Origin of the sequence: Dactylosporangium sp. NPDC049525 (assembly GCF_040676755.1) — a bacterium.
Taxonomy (GTDB): domain Bacteria; phylum Actinomycetota; class Actinomycetes; order Mycobacteriales; family Micromonosporaceae; genus Dactylosporangium.
Map to the genome: position 1 here is coordinate 85,782 of NZ_JBFAPO010000030.1, position 16,740 is coordinate 102,521.

General features: G+C 72.7%; 12 protein-coding genes. 5 read left to right on the forward strand and 7 right to left on the reverse strand.

Annotated features, from left to right (window positions below):
* Positions 1-21 precede the first annotated feature (21 nt).
* Entirely contained in the window at positions 22-5,412 is a 5,391-nt protein-coding gene (locus AB0K00_RS34365) for a DUF4132 domain-containing protein (RefSeq protein WP_363529146.1), read from the reverse strand.
* 185 nt (positions 5,413-5,597) lie between these two features.
* Between AB0K00_RS34365 and AB0K00_RS34370 the strand changes: the two genes are divergently transcribed.
* Positions 5,598-6,014: a DNA-binding protein gene (locus tag AB0K00_RS34370; RefSeq protein ID WP_363529149.1), complete on the forward strand. Its 417-nt coding sequence runs from the start codon at positions 5,598-5,600 to the stop codon at positions 6,012-6,014.
* Here AB0K00_RS34370 and AB0K00_RS34375 read toward each other — a convergent pair.
* On the reverse strand, positions 5,975-6,799 hold the full coding sequence (locus AB0K00_RS34375; RefSeq protein ID WP_363529151.1) for a GntR family transcriptional regulator: 825 nt from the start codon (positions 6,797-6,799) through the stop codon (positions 5,975-5,977). The two genes, AB0K00_RS34370 and AB0K00_RS34375, sit on opposite strands and share 40 nt — an antisense overlap.
* 47 nt (positions 6,800-6,846) lie before the next feature.
* Here AB0K00_RS34375 and deoC point away from each other — a divergent pair, with 47 nt between their 5' ends.
* Positions 6,847-7,515, forward strand: a complete 669-nt coding sequence (gene deoC / locus AB0K00_RS34380; protein ID WP_363529154.1) for a deoxyribose-phosphate aldolase — start codon at positions 6,847-6,849, stop codon at positions 7,513-7,515.
* Here deoC and AB0K00_RS34385 read toward each other — a convergent pair.
* Together AB0K00_RS34385 and AB0K00_RS34390 are read right to left on the reverse strand one after the other, a co-directional pair.
* The gene (locus AB0K00_RS34385; protein WP_363529233.1) at positions 7,512-7,772 is read right to left on the reverse strand and encodes a DUF3303 family protein; all 261 of its coding nucleotides are present in this window, start codon (positions 7,770-7,772) and stop codon (positions 7,512-7,514) included. The genes deoC and AB0K00_RS34385 overlap by 4 nt on opposite strands.
* Before the next feature lie 19 nt (positions 7,773-7,791).
* Entirely contained in the window at positions 7,792-9,123 is a 1,332-nt protein-coding gene (locus AB0K00_RS34390) for an ATP-dependent 6-phosphofructokinase (RefSeq protein ID WP_363529157.1), read from the reverse strand.
* 79 nt (positions 9,124-9,202) lie between these two features.
* Here AB0K00_RS34390 and AB0K00_RS34395 point away from each other — a divergent pair, with 79 nt between their 5' ends.
* On the forward strand, positions 9,203-9,766 hold the full coding sequence (locus tag AB0K00_RS34395; RefSeq protein ID WP_363529160.1) for a hypothetical protein: 564 nt from the start codon (positions 9,203-9,205) through the stop codon (positions 9,764-9,766).
* Here the strand turns inward: AB0K00_RS34395 and AB0K00_RS34400 are convergent.
* On the reverse strand, positions 9,763-10,476 hold the full coding sequence (locus AB0K00_RS34400) for a hypothetical protein (protein WP_363529163.1): 714 nt from the start codon (positions 10,474-10,476) through the stop codon (positions 9,763-9,765). The two genes, AB0K00_RS34395 and AB0K00_RS34400, sit on opposite strands and share 4 nt — an antisense overlap.
* Before the next feature lie 11 nt (positions 10,477-10,487).
* Positions 10,488-11,525, reverse strand: coding sequence for a LacI family DNA-binding transcriptional regulator (locus AB0K00_RS34405; protein ID WP_363529166.1), 1,038 nt, complete (start codon positions 11,523-11,525; stop codon positions 10,488-10,490).
* A 134-nt stretch (positions 11,526-11,659) separates the two neighbouring features.
* Between AB0K00_RS34405 and AB0K00_RS34410 the strand changes: the two genes are divergently transcribed.
* Positions 11,660-13,516, forward strand: a complete 1,857-nt coding sequence (locus AB0K00_RS34410) for a ricin-type beta-trefoil lectin domain protein (RefSeq protein WP_363529168.1) — start codon at positions 11,660-11,662, stop codon at positions 13,514-13,516.
* Positions 13,517-13,613: 97 nt separating this feature from the next.
* Here the strand turns inward: AB0K00_RS34410 and AB0K00_RS34415 are convergent, their stop codons facing one another.
* On the reverse strand, positions 13,614-14,120 hold the full coding sequence (locus AB0K00_RS34415) for a hypothetical protein (RefSeq protein ID WP_363529171.1): 507 nt from the start codon (positions 14,118-14,120) through the stop codon (positions 13,614-13,616).
* 277 nt (positions 14,121-14,397) lie between these two features.
* On the opposite strand from AB0K00_RS34415, the gene AB0K00_RS34420 reads away from it, so the two are divergent.
* Complete coding sequence (locus AB0K00_RS34420; protein WP_363529174.1) at positions 14,398-16,704, forward strand: EAL domain-containing protein; 2,307 nt, start codon at positions 14,398-14,400, stop codon at positions 16,702-16,704.
* Positions 16,705-16,740 lie beyond the last annotated feature (36 nt).

Genomic DNA, 16,740 nt, shown 5'->3' on the forward strand with positions numbered 1-16,740 from the left:
GGGGGTGTCGTCCGGGTCGGGTCAGAAGCAGGAGTTGAGGTCGCGGAGGAGCTCCGACGCGGCCGCCGGGTCCAGGGTCGAGAACGGCACAGTGTGCTCGCGGGACCACTGATCGCCGCCGCCGGGGCAGATCCAGATGTCGTCGAGGGACTGTTGCGGGTGCTCCGTCGGGACGCCCATCGCGATGCCCGGATCGAGGTCGACGATCAGGGTCGCTCCGCCGGGCAGGTCCCGCTCGACCCGCCCCTGGTGGCCGCCGTCCTGACCGGACCTTCGCCAGCCGCGCCGCTCCAGCGCGAGGACCTTGACCGTCAACGCCTTCCGCCCGTCGAACCGCTCCAGCCGCGTCGTGGTGAGCTCCTGCGGCGTCAGCGCGTGGACGTCACGGCTCAGCTGCCGGAACGGTTGCAGGATCTCGTAGTCGGCGAGGACCTCTGACCACACCCGCACATCGAGGTGTACCGGATGCGCCACCGACACGACAGCATCATCAGCGAGCGCGACGGCCGTGTCATCGACCCCGGCGAGCGTGCGATCCTCGGCCAACCGGACCGGGATGCCGAAACCATCACCGCTGCCGCTGCCGCTGCCGCTGCCGCTGCCGTTGCCGGTGACGACGCCGCTGACATCGGCGTCGACTCCGTCGCCGTCGATGGCGCTGAGACCACCGACGCCGTCGTCCTCGGTGAAGTCGTCGCCGCCGTCGATGGCGCTGAGGCCGCCGACACCGCTGGTGATGCCGCCGCCCGCCGCAGTGCTCCCACCAGCGCTCCCGCCGCTGCCGGGGGTGGCAGGACCGCTGGTGGCGCTGTTGCCGGGAGTGGCGGGATCGCTGGTGGTGCCGCTGCCGGGAGCGGCGGAGGACGGGTCGTGGACGAGCCAGACCAGGCGGCGGGCGATCGGCCACAGCAGCGGGTGCTGCAGGAACGTCTGGCGGAACTCGGCGCCGGTCCAGGTGCGGCGCATGACCATGGCCCGCTCCAGGCGCTGGGTCTGCTCGGTGGCGACCTTGCGGACGGTCTTCTTGGCGTCGGTGAACCGTTGCTGCGCGGCCGGTGCGAGCCGCGGGTCGTCGCTCCCCGCGGGGGCCGGGAGGTCTTTGCGCCTGGTGCCGGACTCGTCGAGGACGTACGGCTTGAGCTGATCGTCGAAGCCGCCGACGAAGCGGCGTGGGCCGTAGTCGAGGGACAAGGTCGCGTCGGGGGTCAGGTCGAGGTGCGGGACGAGGCGGTCGGCGAGCTGGTCCGGGGTCAGCTCCAGGGTCTCGGCGACCTCGCGCAGCTTCAGCTCGGCGCGAGCCTTGACGGCCTTCGCCTTCATCTTCGTGGCGATGTCCTGCAGCTGGATGAGGGCCGCGTCGGTGCCGAGCTGGGCGAGCGTGTCGAGGCCCGCGGCGGCCCGCTTGTGGGCGCCCTGATACGGCCAGGCGCGGACGGTGGTGGCGAGCCGGGCCGCGGTCTCGTCGTCGCCGAGCGCGGCCTGCGCGTCGAGGGCCCAGCTGTCCGCGGGCGGCGCGTCGGCGGACTCCCACCGCTGCAGCAACGCCCAGGCGAACCGGGCCAGGTCGGAGGGGTTGCAGGCGTCGCGGACGACGGCGATCCCGGCGTACGGGTCGCCGAGCCTCGAGAGCATCAGCATCGTGATCAGGTGGCTGACCGCGCCGGCGGGCAGGACGTGGGAACCGCTGCGCAGCCGGATCGGTGGCAGGGTCGACGGCTCGGCCCACGACGGCAGCAACGGGATGCGCGTCGGGAGAACCTCGAGCGGGTCGGTGTCCAGCAGGTCGCGGATCGCGGCGGCCGCCTCGGGCCCGTAAGTGTCGGCGGCGGTGAGGATCGTGTCGCGGTGCCCGGAGGACGCCAGCGCGAGCAGCGCCTGCCCCGCGTGCCGGCGGCCCGCGCCGGGCTTGGCCAGCGCGGCGGGCACGAGCGTCCTCGCCGCCACCGCGGGGTGACGGCGCAGCCACTCGAGGGCCACCACCCGCGCCGCCTTCAGTCGTCCGTGCCAGTCGGCGGCGAGCAGCGCCACCTCCGGCGCGGCGAACGGCATCAGCGCCGGCCCGCCGTCGCCGGGGCTGCGGCGGGCGATCCGCAGCACCAGTGGCAGCGCCGCCACCCCGAACCGGGCGGCGATCCGCGGCAGCCAGTAGTGCACACCCCACAGGTGCCTCGGATTCCACACCGGCAGCAGCGGCCGGACGAGCTCCTCGGGACCGGCCTCGAACAGGTCGGCGGCGAGCCAGTCATCGAGCGACCCGGCCCGCAGCTGCGAGGCGAGCTGCTCGGGGTCTTCCCGGCGGACCAACGGTCTGAGCTTGGCGACGAGCCGCTCCCGCTCCCCGGGCGGCCAGATCGCGACCGGCTCGTCGTAGCAGTGGAGGTGCGCGAGCACGACCGGCTTCGCCGCCTTGCGCCGCACCGTCCACGGCGGCGTGACCAGCACCGCCGGCAGGACACCCACGGCCGCTCCGCCCGCCGCGACGAGCGGCATGCCGGTGACAACCTCCGGCGCCACGGGTGGCGAGCCGGCGGCAACGTCCGGGTCCGCGGGTGGGACGCCCGAGGCCACGGGTGGCAGGTTCGGGGCCACCGGTGGCAGACCGGCGGCAACGTCCAGCGCCACGGATGGCAGGCCGGTGGCAACGTCCAGCGCCACGGGTGGCAGGCCGGTGGCAAGGCCCGGCGTCGCGAACGGCAAGGCAGCGGTCGAGGCCGGGAGCGGTGCGACGGGTGCGAGTGCAGGATGCCGGACGATGTGCCGGCGCAGCAGCTCGGCGACCTTCGACGCAGAGGCAGAGGCAGAGGCGGAGGTGGAAGCGGCGGTGGAAGCGGCGGTGGAAGCGGTGGCGGCGGTGGTGGCGGTGGAAGCGCTGGCGGAGGTGGGAGCGGTGGCGGCGGCAGAGGCGGAGGCAGAGGCGGCGGTGGAAGCGGGGGCGGTAGCGGGGGTGGAGGTGGAAGCGGGGGCGGAGGCGGAGGTGGAAGCGGTGGCCGAGGTGGAAGCAGGGGCGGAGGTGGAGGCAGGGGCGGAGGTGAAGGCAGGGGCGGAGGTGAAGGCAGGGGCGGAGGTGGAGGCAGGGGCCGAGGTGGAGGCAGGGGCGGCTGCGGCTGAGAGCAGGCGCATTGCTCGGTCGGGGAACCGTTCGGCGGCCGCTTCGATGGCGGCCTGGGCGCCGCGCAGGTCGATGGCGTCCAGCAGGGCTTGGAACGCTCGGTCGGTCGGGATGGCGGCCAAGGTCGTCAGCAGTGCCCGGTGCTCGGCGGCGGCGCCCCAGTCCCAGCGTTGCCAGCCCTGGTAGACGTCGAGGACGCCGTCGCCGACGCCCTCGGCGATCGTGTGCATCATGGCCGTGCCGCGGAGCAGGCGCCAGCCGACGGAGTGGATCTGCGGGCGGATGAGCGTCACCTGCTCGGCGGTGTGGGCGGCGGCCATGAGCAGCGGTGCGTGCGGGTGGCGCCGGCCGTCGGTGGCGAGGTCGCGGGCGTCCGCGTCGACCCAGGCGGTCTGCTCCGGGGCCAGGAACGACGCGGCGATCCGCTGTGACAGGGTCCCTTCGCGCGGCTCGGCCAGGGCCGCGATCGCCGCCGTGTGCTGGTCGTCGGGCGCGGCGGCGAGCGCTGTCCGGATCTGGCCGAGGACCTTCTCGATGTCGCCGGTGCCGCCGTGGGCGTCGGCCTCGTCGCCGCGGCGGGTGACCGTCGTGTGCCCGCCGCGGCAGCCTGACTTGCTGCACCACGCGCGGCCCCGGCGGAGGCCGGCGAGCTCGGCACCCGCGACAGCGGCGAACGCCAGGCCCATGCCCGCGATCCAGCCGTCGGCGATCGCCCGCTGATCGAAGCGTGGCACCTGCGGGGTCCACAGCAGGATGCCGGCAATGGCCGCCGCCCCGAGCGGTGTCGCCGGCGCCGTGTCCGCCAGCGCGGCCAGGTCGGCGTCGGCGGAGAGCCGCAGCACGGCGCGGGTGTCCGCCCAGTCCGGCACCGCGTCGGTCACCGCGGTGTAAGCAACGCGGGCGCCACCTCGGCGCGGATAGATGCTGCGCCGCCACGAAGCCGGCACGGCCAACCGCGACGACCCCGGCACCGCCAACGACGACGATTCCGGCACGACCAACGACGACGGTGCCGGCACGGCCAGCGGGGACGAGACCGGCACGGCCGATGACGTCGCCGCCACGCCCGGCGCACCAACCAAGGCCCCTGCCTCCGGAGCCGTCGCCGCTCCTGGAGCCGCTCCTGGAGCCGCCCCCGGATCCGTTCCCGACTCCGGAGACCCGTCCGGCGGCGTGAGTGGCAGGTCGGCGGTCGAGGCCGTCGGCGGCGGCGCGGGAGCGAGCGCGGGGTGCCGGACGATGTGCCGGCGCAGCAGCTCGGCGACCTTCGGACTCCCGGTGGCAGCGGCCGAGAGCAGGCGCATCGCCCGGTCGGGGAACCGCTCGGCGGCCGCCTCGATGGCGGCCTCGGCGCCCCGCACGTGGATGGTGTCCAGCAGTCCCTGGAACGCCCGGTCGGTCGGGATGACCGCGAGCGTCGTCAGCAGCGCCCGCCAGTCGTCAGCGCGGATCGTGTCGCGGAGCCACCAGTCGAAGTAGGCGTCCATGATGCCGTCGCCGATCCCCTCGGCGACGGTGTGCATCATGATGGGCTCGCGCAGCCGCCAGTACGCGTCGGCGTTGAGGGCGCGCTGGACGCGTGAGGCCTGCGCCGCGGTGTGGACCGCGGCCAGCAGCAGGGGCGCGTCGTCGTCGAACCGGCGCAGCCCGTCCAGCTCCTGGGCGTCGGCGTCGACCCATGCGGTCTGTGACGGGTCGAGGAATGAGGTCGCGATCCGCCGCCGCAGCGATCCGCCCCGATAGGGCAGCAGGGCCTCGATGACGGCCGCGTGGACGTCGTCGGTGGCGTCGGCGATCGCCGCGCGGATCGGGCCCAGGACGGTGTCCACGCGGGCCGCGAACCCGTGGTGCGGGTGTCCCTGCCGCACGATGGTCAGGTGCCGTGCGCAGGACCGGTTGCCGCACTCGCGGACCTCGGCCGGGACCTCCAGGAAATTCATGCTGCACTCGCGGACGAACGCGCGCAGCCCGATGTATTCCATGGCCGCGACGGCCGCGAACGGCAGGCCGAACCGGGTGACCCAGCTGTCGACGACGGCACGCGGATCGAGGTGGACCTCCGGGGCGCTGAACAGGACCGCACCGATGGCCGCGGCGCCGAACGGGGTCACGGCGCCGTCCAGCATGGCGAGGCCCGCCGCGGCGACGTCGGGGGTGGTGCCGGGATCCTTCAGCACGGCCCGCGTGCCGGACCATTCGGTCACCTGGCCGGTCACCGGGGCATAAGCCACCCGGACGCCGCCGCGGCGGGGGTGGATGCTGCGCCGCCACGACGCCGGCACGACCATCGGTGAAGCTGTCACGGCCGCCACACTAGCCAGACCCACCGACATTTTCCGCCGCACCGACGCTGGAACCGACGCTAGCGCTGTGACCGGAAACGTTGGCCGGGTCGGGTGCCACGATTCCGTCCGTGGCTCGCATCAGGCACGCGCCGATTTGAACAATCTGTTGAAAACAGATTGTTGAGATGGCATGCTCCGAAGGTATGACGGAGATGCTGACCTACCCCGATCCCGGGGCACGGCGCGCGGAGCGGGTATATGCCGCGCTGGCCCACCTCACCGAGCGCCACGCCGGGTCGCCCGAGCTGCGCTCGCGGCACACCCACGCGGACGTCGCCGCCCCGCACGAGGTGGTCCGCGTCGCCGCAGCGATGGCCGCCGGGTCGATCCCGCCGGCCCCAGGCGAGCCCCTGCTGGACAAGTCCGACCTGGTCGCGGCGCTGACCCTGCTACCCGAGGTGCGGGCGGAAGTGGACGCCACGGAGCTCTACCTGCTCAGAACCGCCCGCGCCCGCGCAATGACCTGGCAGGACATCGCGCTGAGCCTCGGCCTGGGCACCCCGCAGGCGGCCCGGCAGCGCTACGAGCGGCTGGAGGCCCGTAGCGACCCCGCGACATGATCGGGGATCTGCCCGAGCGGCGCGCCCGAACAGGATCCGCCATCCCGACAGCCGGCACCGGCACCGGCACCGGCACCGGCATCGACGCCGAAGGCGACATCGAGGTGGTACCGGTCCCCGGCGTACCTCGACTCGGTCAGCTCCAGCGGCACGTCGCGATCGTCGAGGATGAGCCGCCGCTCGACCAGCAGCGGCGCACCCGCCCGGACGTCAAGCAGCCGGGCGTCGGCACGGGTCGCGGCCGCCGCGGTCAGGGTTGCCGTCCCCCGCGTCGGGACGTGCCCGAGCGCGGTGACGGCGGCATGCAGGGAACCGGCGACCAGGTCGGCGGACAGCAGCGCGGCCAGCGCACCGGGGAACACGGCCCGTTCCACCGCGACCGGCGTACCGTCCGCGAGCCGGACCCGCTCGACCGCGACCACGTCCGCGCCCGTGGGCAGCACCAGCCGGGCGGTCTCCGCCGCGCTGGCCGCCCGCACCGCGGCGACCAGGACCCGCGACGACGGCGTCCGCCCCTGCCGCCGCATCTCGTCGCTGAACCGGACCAGGTTGTCGGCGCGCCGGGGCGCGGACGGCACGGCGACGAACGTGCCGCGGCCGGGGGAGCGGTACGCCAGCCCCGCCGCGACCAGATTCGTCACGGCGGCCCGGGCGGTCATGCGGCTGACCCCGTGCTCGCGGGCCAGCTCAGGCTCCGACGGCAGCGGGTCGTGCGGCGCGGACCGGGCGACCAGGGCCCGCAACTCCTGCTCGATGCGGTGGTAGTGGGGCGTGAAGTCGGCCACGACGTCGAGGGTACACAGGGAGCTGTATAGACAACTAGACTGGGCGCATGGAGAGCGTTGCGAAGATGATCGACCACTCGCTGCTGCGGCCGGAGCTGACCCTCGACGACGTGCGGGACGGCTGCGCACTCGCCGCGCGCTACGCGGTGGCGTCGGTGTGTGTCCGGCCGTGCGACGTGCCGGCGGCGGTGGCGCTGCTGCAGGGCACGGGCGTGCTGGTCGGCACCGTGGTGGGGTTCCCGCACGGCAGTTCGGCCACCGCGGTCAAGGTCGCCGAGACGGCCCTGGCCGTCGAGCAGGGTGCCGCCGAGATCGACATGGTGCTCAACATCGGCCGGCTGCGGTCCGGTGACACGGCAGCCGTCGAGGCCGACATCCGCGCGGTCGTCGAGGCGGCCGGCGGCGCGACGGTGAAGGTGATCCTGGAGAACGCGTATCTCACCGACGCGGAGAAGGTCGCGGGCTGCCAGGCGGCGGAGCGCGCCGGCGCGCACTACGTGAAGACGTCGACCGGGTTCGCCCCGGGCGGCGCGACCATGGAGGACCTGGCGCTCATGCGCGCGTCCGTCTCACCGCACGTCAGGATCAAGGCGGCCGGTGGGGTGCGGACCCTCGACATCCTCCTGGCCATGGCGGACATCGGCGTCACCAGGTTCGGCGCCACCGCCACCGCCACGATCCTGGACGACCTCGCGCAGCGCGCCGCGCGCGGCTAAGCGCCCGAAATTGCCGCGGCGGCCGACGCGCTGGGGACGACCGGCACGACCTCGAAGTCGACCAGGTCGGACCAGCGCGCGATCCAGGTCATCAGCAGCGTCAGGTCGTCGCATTCCATGAGCTGGAAGCAGCGCGCGAAGTTCGCCTCGACCCAGCTGTCGACATACCGCAGGCCGTCGGGCATCATCCGGCCATCGGCGGCGGCTCGCTCGTACACCGGGCGCGGCTGCCCGTCCTTGAAGCGTTCGACGACCATGAACAACACGACCGCCAACCTACAACGCGGGGAAGGTCGGTGGCTGACCGGTTGCCTCCAGGACCGACAGCCACAGGTCGCCGTCGGGGTCGACGAGGTTGCGGGAGCTGATGGCCAGGGCGATCGGCACGTGGACGAACCGGCCCCGCCACCGCCCGACCACCATCTCCGTGCGCCCGGCCATCGCGGCGTGCACGGCGGCGTGGGCAAGGCGGATGCAGTAGACGCTGTCGTAGGGGTTCGCGGGCACGCTGCGGATCGTGTAGCTCGGGTCGATGTACTTGAGGTTCGCCTCGATGCCCGCGGCGGCGAAGTCGTCGGCGATGCGATGCCGCAGGTAGCGGCCGAAGTCCTGCAGCCGCACGTTGCCGGACGCGTCCAGCGACGAGGCCGAGTCGAGCAGGAACTCCTGCCCGGCGCCCTCCGCGACGACGATCATCGCGTGGCCGCGGTCGACGACGCGGTCGCGCAGGTGCGCCAGGAAGCCGCCGGGGCCGTCGAGGGCGAAGGGCACCTCCGGGATGAGCACGTAGTCGGCGTCGTTGTTGGCCAGCGCCGCGTAGCACGCGATGAACCCGGAGTGCCGGCCCATCAGCTGCACCAGGCCGATGCCGTTGGGGAACGCGGTCGCCTCCACGTGCGCGGCGCGGATCGCCTCGGTCGCCTTGGCGAAGGCCGTCTGGAAGCCGAAGGAGCGCTCGATGTACGGGATGTCGTTGTCAATCGTTTTGGGCACGCCGACGACCGCGATGCGCCGCCCGCGCTCGGCGACCACCTCGGCGATCTTCAACGCGCCGCGCATGGAGCCGTCGCCGCCGATGACGAACAGGACGTTGACGGACAGCTGCTCGAGGCAGTCGACGATCTCGTTCGGGTCCTGGTTGCCGCGGGAGGTGCCGAGGATCGTGCCGCCGTACTCGTTGATGCCGGCGACCGTCTCGGCGTCCAGGTCGAGCACGGAACGGCCGTAGCGGGCGGTCATGCCCTGGTACCCGTTGCGGAAGCCGAAGATGCGCCGCACGCCGTAGTGGTTGGTGAGCTCCAGGACCAGCGCGCGGATGACGTCGTTGAGGCCGGGGCACAACCCGCCGCAGGTGACGATCCCGACGCGGGTCTTGGACGGGTCGAAGAAGATCTTCCGCCGGGGGCCGCCGGGCTCGAAGCCGGGCAACTCGTCGACGGGCACGCCGCGGGCCGCGACCAGCGAGATCGTGTCGTCGAGCAGGACCCGGTCGGACTCGTCGACGTAATGCTGGGTGGTGCTCCCGGTGCGCAGCAGCGCCGCGAGCGGTGAGTCGATGCGGCTCTCGCCGAGCGCCTTGACCTCGAGCTGGGCCCGTTCGTCCACCATGCTCCCCATGCTCGTCGACCCTCGTTTCGTACCGGTGAAATCGGTTGAGCGAGCAGGCACCGCGGTGGATGGTGGAGCGATGCGAGTCACCTTCTACCGGTTGCCCGATCATCAATGGGCCGACGTGCTGATCCAGCGCGACGACGGCGTGGTCTACCGGATGCATGCCGGGCCGGTGACCGCGCACGCCCCGCACGACCTCGTCCACTTCACCGTCGAGGACGCCCTCGGCATGCCCGACGGCATCTGGGGCTCGATCGCCGGCGGTGTCGTGTTCCGCAGCATGACGCACGTGTCGGGGCGCCGGCCGCCGCACGCCGCGGAGCGTTCCGCGGAGCTGATTCGCGCCAACCGCGACCGGTTGCAGCGCGCCGAGCTCATCGGCGGTTTCGTGGAGCGGGCCGCGGCCCTGCCGGACGGTGACCTGGACCGGCTTGCGGCGCAGCAGGGCGCCGACCCGCTCGGCGAGCTCGACAAGGCTGCGGTCCGGCGGGCGGCCGCGGCGCTGCGGGCGGCGCAGGAGACCTGGGCGCGGCTCGAGGTCGGCGCCGAGCTGACGCTGACCTGGCCCCGGCACCGCCGCCTGGTCCCGTTGGAGCGCAAGGTGAAGCGCCGCCAGGCCATGTTGCGGCGGGCTTCTTAGGTGTAGGTGCCGGTGTAGCCGAATCCGTGGCACAGCCACAGGAGGATGAGGGCGAGCAGGAACGAGATCGCCAGGGTCCACGCCGCCCGCCGGGCGACGCGGGTCTGCAGGTCCTCGGTTCCGCCGGTCTTGACCGGCCGGTCGTCGGCGGCGGGGCGGCTGCCGTCCAGCGGGTCCACCCAGTGGGTCGCCTCGGCGGCGAAGGTGTCGCCGTAGGCAGCGTGGTCGGCGGGGATGCGCCCGGCGAGGCGGACCGGAAGGGCGTCGAAGTCGCCGCCGTCGCCGACCACGATCACCGACCCGGGGACCTGCCGGCGGTCCAGGGCCTCCAGGAAGAGGATCGTGTGCCCGGTCGCGTCGGCGTCGGTGCCGGTGACCACGACGACGGGCGCGCGGACGGCGGTGGCGAGGTCGGCGACGGTCCAGCCGGCGCCCTGCGGGGTGACCATCCAGGCGTCGACGAGCACCACGACCCGGTGGTGCTTGGCGCACAGGTCGGTGACGACCGCGGCGACGGCGTCCAGGCCGGTCCCGGCGGGCAGCTCCACGACCTCGGCGGCCTGCGCGCGCAGCACATCGGGGACCGCGCCGAACACGACGGCCGCCGTGGTGCCCTCGGTCGTCGCCGCGAGGGCGGCCGCCGCCACCATCCAGTCGACGGATGACGAGGTGGGAGTGACGACCCACGGGCCGCGGGTAGGCAGAGACATCGAAACCGATCCTAAGCCCGCGGCGGCGGGGACAACGCCCCTGGTGGCGCGGTGGACGACCGCACCACCAGGTGCGTGGCCAGCTCGACGTGCAGCGCGTCGAGCTGGTGCCGCTCAAGCAGCCGCACCAGCAGCGAGACCGCCATGCGGCCCATCTCCGGCAGCGGCTGGCGGACCGTGGTCAGGTTGGTGGCCTCGGCCAGGTCGATGTCGTCGAAGCCGGTGACCGACAGGTCGTGCGGCACCCGCAGCCCGCGCTCCGCGGCCGCCTGCATCGCGCCCACGGCGGCCTTGTCGTTGAACGCGACCAGCGCCGTCGGCGGCTGCGGCAGGTCGAGCAGCGCGCCGGCGGCGCGGCGGCCCTGCTCGGTGGTGGGCTCGATGGTCCGCAGCAGCTCGGCGGCCGGCAGCACGCCGACGTCGGCGAGCGCGGCGTTGTGCCCGGCCAGCCGGGCGTCGCTGGCCAGCCACTCCGTCGGCCCGCCGATGACGCCGATGCGCCGGTGGCCGAGGCCGACCAGGTGCGCGGTGACCTTCCGGGCGCCGGAGAAGTGCGCCGCCGACACCGACACGATGTCCGGCGGCAGGGTGGTGCGCGGGTCCACGACCACGAACGGGATCCGGCGCCGCTGCAGCTCGATGAGGTCGGCGCCCGGTTCTGGCGGCAGGATCACGATGATTCCGCCGATGCCGTCGTGGCGGTCCAGGTCCCGCAGCAGGGGAGTGCGCTGGGCGGCCTCACCGGCGGTGAGCACCAGCTGCCGGCCGTGCAGCTCGACGGTCTCCGCGATCGAGGACACGATCAGCCCGAAGTAGTCCGTGAGAACGTACGGGCAGCGCAGGTACACCCGGTCGCCGGCGGGGCGCGGGGCCCGGTCGGTGCGCTGCGAGCCGAGCCGCTCGGCGGTCTGGTGCACCAGGTCGCGGGTGTGCGGGGCGACCGTGTCGTGGTCGTTGAGCGCGCGGGAGACGGTGGCGATCGACATACCCGTCGCCGCCGCGATCTCCCGGACCGTGACCTTGCGCATCCGTTTCAGTCCCCGTTTCATAGGTCTTCATTAAGGACTCTTGACAGTTTGACGAGCCTCGCTGTTTCCTGATCCTGGCGATGTTACACGGTGTTTCATTTGTTACATCAGCCGAATGTAGGACGTCCGCCCCGTCCTAACCACGAGGAGACTTTATGTTCAGGCGTACCGCCGCGGCGATGCTCGCCACGGTCACCATCGGCTTCGTCGGCTGGGTCGCCGTCCCCGACGCCCTGGCCGCCGGCGAGACCGTCAACGTCTGGCTCACCACCACCAGCGACGCCGGTGGCCGCACCGTCACCCGCGGCCTTGCCCAGCAGGCCGCGGTCAGCTTCACCGCCGGCACCGGCGGCGGCGGGCAGAACATCACCGTCAACGACGCCACCCGCTACCAGACCTTCACCGGCGGCGGCGCCTCGTTCACCGACACCGCCGCCTGGCTGATGAACAGCTCCGGCGCCCTGTCGGCGAGCACCCGCGCCACCGTCATGCAGAAGCTGTTCGACCCGGTCAACGGCATCGGCGTCAGCTTCCTGCGCAACCCGATGGGCGCATCCGACCTTGCCCGGTACGGCTACACGTACGACGACCGCCCGGCCGGGCAGACCGACCCGAGCCTGGCGAACTTCACCATCTCCCACGACCTCGCCGACGTGCTGCCGCTGACGAAGCAGGCGCAGCAGCTCAACCCGCAGCTGACGACCATGGCCAGCCCGTGGACCGCGCCGGCGTGGATGAAGGACAACGGCAACCTCAACGGCGGCTGGCTGCAGGCGCAGTACTACGGCGCCTACGCGCAGTACTTCGTGAAGTACATCCAGGCGTACCAGGCGCAGGGCGTGAAGGTGAACTTCGTGTCCCCGCAGAACGAGCCCACCTGCTGCGCCGGCTACCCGTCGATGAGCTGGAACGGCTCCGGCCTGCAGTTCTTCACCGGCACCAACCTGCTGCCGGCGCTGCAGGGCGCGGGCCTGTCCACCAAGGTCCTCGTCAACGACTGGAACTGGGACACCTACGACGCCTACGCCGGCCCGTCGGTGAACGACGCCACGATCCGCAACCACCCGAACTTCGGCGGCATCGCCTGGCACGGCTACGTCGGCGACGTCGGCAAGCAGACCAGCGTGCACAACCAGTACCCCAATGTCGACGCCTACGACACCGAGCACTCCGGCGGCACCTGGATCGGCAACCAGCAGCAGGAGGACATGCTCAACCTGATCAACTACGGGCGCAACTGGGGCAAGAGCTTCGTCAAGTGGAGCCTCGCCGTCGACCAGAACATGGGCCCGCACTACGGCGGCTGCGGCACCTGCACCGGCCTGATCACCGTGCACAACGGCGACAGCCGCAGCGGGCAGGTCGACTACACCGTCGAGTACTACACGATGGGGCACCTGACGAAGTTCGTGAAGCCCGGCGCGTACCGGGTCGACTCCACCGCCAACGGGTCGGTGCCGAACATCGCCTACCTGAACCCGGACGGCACCCGCGCCCTCATCGCCTACAACAACACGTCCAGCTCGCAGCAGGTCACGGTGAACTGGAGCGGCCAGCGCTTCACGTACACCCTGCCGACGAAGACCTCGGCGACCTTCACGTGGAAAGCCGGCGCCAGCAACCCCAACCCCGGTCGCACGGGCGCGGTGACCGGCCTGGCCGGCAAGTGTGCCGACGTCGCCGGCTCCAGCACCGCCAACGGCACCGCCGTGCAGCTGTACACCTGCAACGGCAGCGCCGCGCAGCAGTGGACGGTCGGCACGGACGGCACCCTGCGGGCGCTGGGCAAGTGCCTGGACATCAGCGCCGCAAGCACCGCGGACGGCACGAAGATCCAACTCTGGGACTGCAACGGCAGCGCCGCGCAGACCTGGACCGCCGGCACCGACGGCACCCTGCGCGCGCTGGGCAAATGCCTGGACGTGACCGGCAACGTCTCCACCGACGGCACCCGGCTGCAGCTGTGGACGTGCTTCGCGGGCGCCAACCAGCGCTGGGTCCTGCCCAGCTGACACAGACCGGGTCCCGGACAGCGACGGTGGGGTGGCCGTCCGGGAACCGAACGGGTGGGACGGCCGGTCGGGGCCGGTCGTCCCACCCACAAACCTCTTAGCCGCAGACCTTCGACATCGCGTCGGTGGCGGTCGTCAGCGTGGCTTCGAGCTTGGCGGCGTCCGCGGTGCTCTTGAAGCCGGCCAGGTAATCGTCCTTGCCGAGCGTGGTGAGCGCGGTGATCAGCGTGCCGAGCGCGGCCTTCAGCGCCGGGTCGGCCGCCTCCTGCTGCATCACGCCGAGGTCCTTGGCCCACGAGTCGGTCTTGGCCCGGATGGCGGTCTTCGCCTTCGCCTCGGCGTCGGCGTTCTTCTGCTGGCGGGCCGCGATGATGAGACCGACCTGCCGGCCGACCTCCCGGACCTCGTCCTCCTTGATCAGTGCCTCGGACCTGGTGCAGATGTCCTTGGTGTTGGCCGCCACGTCGACCGACGGGGCCTTCGACGAGGCAGCGCTGGCCGTGCCTGCCGACGCGCCGGTCGACGCCGTGTCGTCGGTCGACGCGCAGGCGCCGCTGGTGCCGACGATCGCTACGAGGAGTGCCGCGGTCAGGAACCGTCGCATGGTGGAGGTGCTCCTAGGTGTGGGACGTTCACAGCGGCCGGGAGACCCCGGCCGCGGGGACGCCGGATGGTAGCCCGGCCCGGGCGACGCTGTCGATTCGAGCGGGACGGCCGGACGCAGGCAGGACACCCGATGGCGGTCGATGTGCCAGCGAGTCTGCATTGTGACAATGCACGACGCGTGCGATGTGTTCGTGACCTGAGTGCCGAAGGCTTGCGGTACCGTACGGAAGGTCATCCGCGTGTTGTCGTGATCACCACCGGTGAGGATGCGTTCATTGTCGCGCAGACCCGTGTCCGTGCCGCTCGCTGTCGCCGTGGCAGGGGTGTTCGGGGCCGTCGGCCTGGGCAGTTCGGGACTGCTCGGCCCATGGTGGTCGCTGTTCGTCGACGACCTCGCGCAGTTCGGCGCCGGTCTCGCGGCCACCCTCACCTGCTGGATCACCGCCCGCCGGCACACCGGCGCCCAGCGCCGCTGGCGGCTGTGGATGGGCACCGGCACCTGCGGCTGGATGATCGGCCAGTTCATCTGGTCCTGGTATCAGCTGTTCCGTGACGACGCGCTGCCCTCGCCGTCGCTCGCCGATGCCGGCTACCTGACCCTGCCGGTCTTCGCGCTGCCCGCCCTCATCGCGCTCGCCGGTGACCGGCCCTCCGAGGGCGGCCCCCGCCGCCTCGCCACGCAGCTCGTCATGGTCCTCGACGGGCTCATCGTCGTCGGCGCCCTGTTCGTGCTGACCTGGGCCACCTCGCTCGGCGCCGTCGTGCGGGCCGGCGCCGGCACCCCGTTCGCCTACACCGTGGCGATCGCCTACCCGGTCACCGACCTGCTGCTGACCGTCATCGTCATCCTGCTGCTGGCCAGGTCCGCGGCCGTCAACCGGCGGCAGCTGTCGATCCTCGGCATCGGGCTGTTCTGCCTGTCGTTCTCCGACAGCGTCTTCGCCTACCTCGTCGCCGCCGGCGCGGACAGCATGCCGCCGCTCGCCGACGCCGGGTTCATCGCCGGGCAGGCGTTCGTCGCCGTCGCCGCCGCGACCCCGACCCGCGACGCACCGCCGGAGTCCCCGCGCCCGCACCACCGATGGGGGCACCTGCTGCTGCCGTACGTGCCGGTCGCCGGCACCGGCGTCCTCTTCATGATCCAACTGGTGCAGGGCCGGCCGATGGACATGTTCGAGATCGCCGTGGAGACAGCGGTCATCTCGCTGCTCATCATCCGGCAGGCGGTCACCCTGGTCGAGAACGCGGTGCTGCTCGACCGCCTCTCCGACAGCCAGGCACGACTGAGTCACCAGGCATTCCACGACGGCCTCACCGGACTGTCCAACCGGGTGCTGTTCCAGGACCGGCTCGACCACGCGCTCGCCCTGCACCACCGCGACCAGCGCCCCCTCGCGGTGCTCTTCCTCGACCTCGACGACTTCAAGGCCGTCAACGACCGCTACGGCCACCACGCCGGCGACCGGCTGCTGCGCCTGGTCGCCGACCGGCTCCGCGGCGCCGTCCGCGAGGGCGACACCATCGCCCGCGTCGGCGGCGACGAGTTCGCGGTGCTCCTCGAAGGCGGCGGCGACCCCGGCGCCCCGGCCGAACGCATCATGGCCGCGCTGCGCGAACCCTTCGACCTCGACGGCGCCACGGTCACCGTCGCCGCCTCCGTCGGCCTCGTCGAGGCGGGCACGCACGGGCCGGTGCACACCGCCGACATGCTCCTGCGCCGCGCCGACGCCGCCATGTACGCGGGCAAACGCCAGGGCAAAGGCACCCTCGTGCGCTACCGGGTGGACCTCCCCGACGGCACCGGCAGCTCCGACCTCGCCGAGATGCTCGCCGACACGCTGCGTGACGGCCGCGGTCTCGACGTGCACTACCAGCCGATCGTGCGGCTCAACGACGGGACCGTCGTCGCGGTCGAGGCCCTCGCCCGCTGGACCCACCCGAGCCTCGGCCCCGTCTCCGCCGACATGTTCATCGCCACCGCCGAGGAGATCGGCCTGATCCGCCTCGTCGACGACTTCGTGCTCGACCGCGCCTGCCGCGACGCCGCCGCGTTCCGCGGCCCGTGGGCGAGCATCGCCGTGCACGTCAACACCTCCGCCGCCCGGCTCGGCCGGCCCGAGCACGAGGAGACCGTCCGCGCCGCCGTCCTGCGCCACGGCCTCGCCCCGCACCGGCTGCTGCTCGAACTCACCGAGACCGCCCCGCTGCCCGACCTGTCCGCCGCCGCGGGCGCGGTGCGCCGCCTCGGCCGCTTCGGCGTCCGCTTCGCCCTCGACGACTTCGGCACCGGCTACAACGCCCTCGCCCAGCTGCACGCGATCGCGGTCGACGAGGTGAAGCTCGACCGCAGCTTCACCCTCGCCGACGGCGGGCGCAGCGAGGCCATCTGCCGCTCCATCGTGTCGATCTGCGCCGGCATGGGCGTCACGGTCGTCGCCGAGGGCATCGAGACCGACCGCCAGGCCGCGACGATGGCCGCGCTGGGCTGCCGATACGGCCAAGGCCACCGCTACGGCCTCGCCGGCCCACTGCACGAGGTCGCACCCCCCGGAGCTCTGGACCCCGAAAACAGCCTCGTGTGACTTAGCCCCTGTTGGAAAGTGAGCCGGGCTGCGGCG

Excerpts from the sequence above, each read along its gene's own strand:
- AB0K00_RS34395 (WP_363529160.1), top strand. The coding sequence starts at position 9,203 with ATGCGAGTCACCTTCTACCGGTTGCCCGATCATCAATGGGCCGACGTG.
- AB0K00_RS34390 (WP_363529157.1), bottom strand. The coding sequence starts at position 9,123 with ATGGTGGACGAACGGGCCCAGCTCGAGGTCAAGGCGCTCGGCGAGAGC.
- AB0K00_RS34385 (WP_363529233.1), bottom strand. The coding sequence starts at position 7,772 with ATGGTCGTCGAACGCTTCAAGGACGGGCAGCCGCGCCCGGTGTACGAG.
- AB0K00_RS34370 (WP_363529149.1), top strand. The coding sequence starts at position 5,598 with ATGACGGAGATGCTGACCTACCCCGATCCCGGGGCACGGCGCGCGGAG.
- AB0K00_RS34410 (WP_363529168.1), top strand. The coding sequence starts at position 11,660 with ATGTTCAGGCGTACCGCCGCGGCGATGCTCGCCACGGTCACCATCGGC.
- AB0K00_RS34415 (WP_363529171.1), bottom strand. The coding sequence starts at position 14,120 with ATGCGACGGTTCCTGACCGCGGCACTCCTCGTAGCGATCGTCGGCACC.
- deoC (WP_363529154.1), top strand. The coding sequence starts at position 6,847 with ATGGAGAGCGTTGCGAAGATGATCGACCACTCGCTGCTGCGGCCGGAG.
- AB0K00_RS34405 (WP_363529166.1), bottom strand. The coding sequence starts at position 11,525 with ATGAAACGGGGACTGAAACGGATGCGCAAGGTCACGGTCCGGGAGATC.
- AB0K00_RS34400 (WP_363529163.1), bottom strand. The coding sequence starts at position 10,476 with ATGTCTCTGCCTACCCGCGGCCCGTGGGTCGTCACTCCCACCTCGTCA.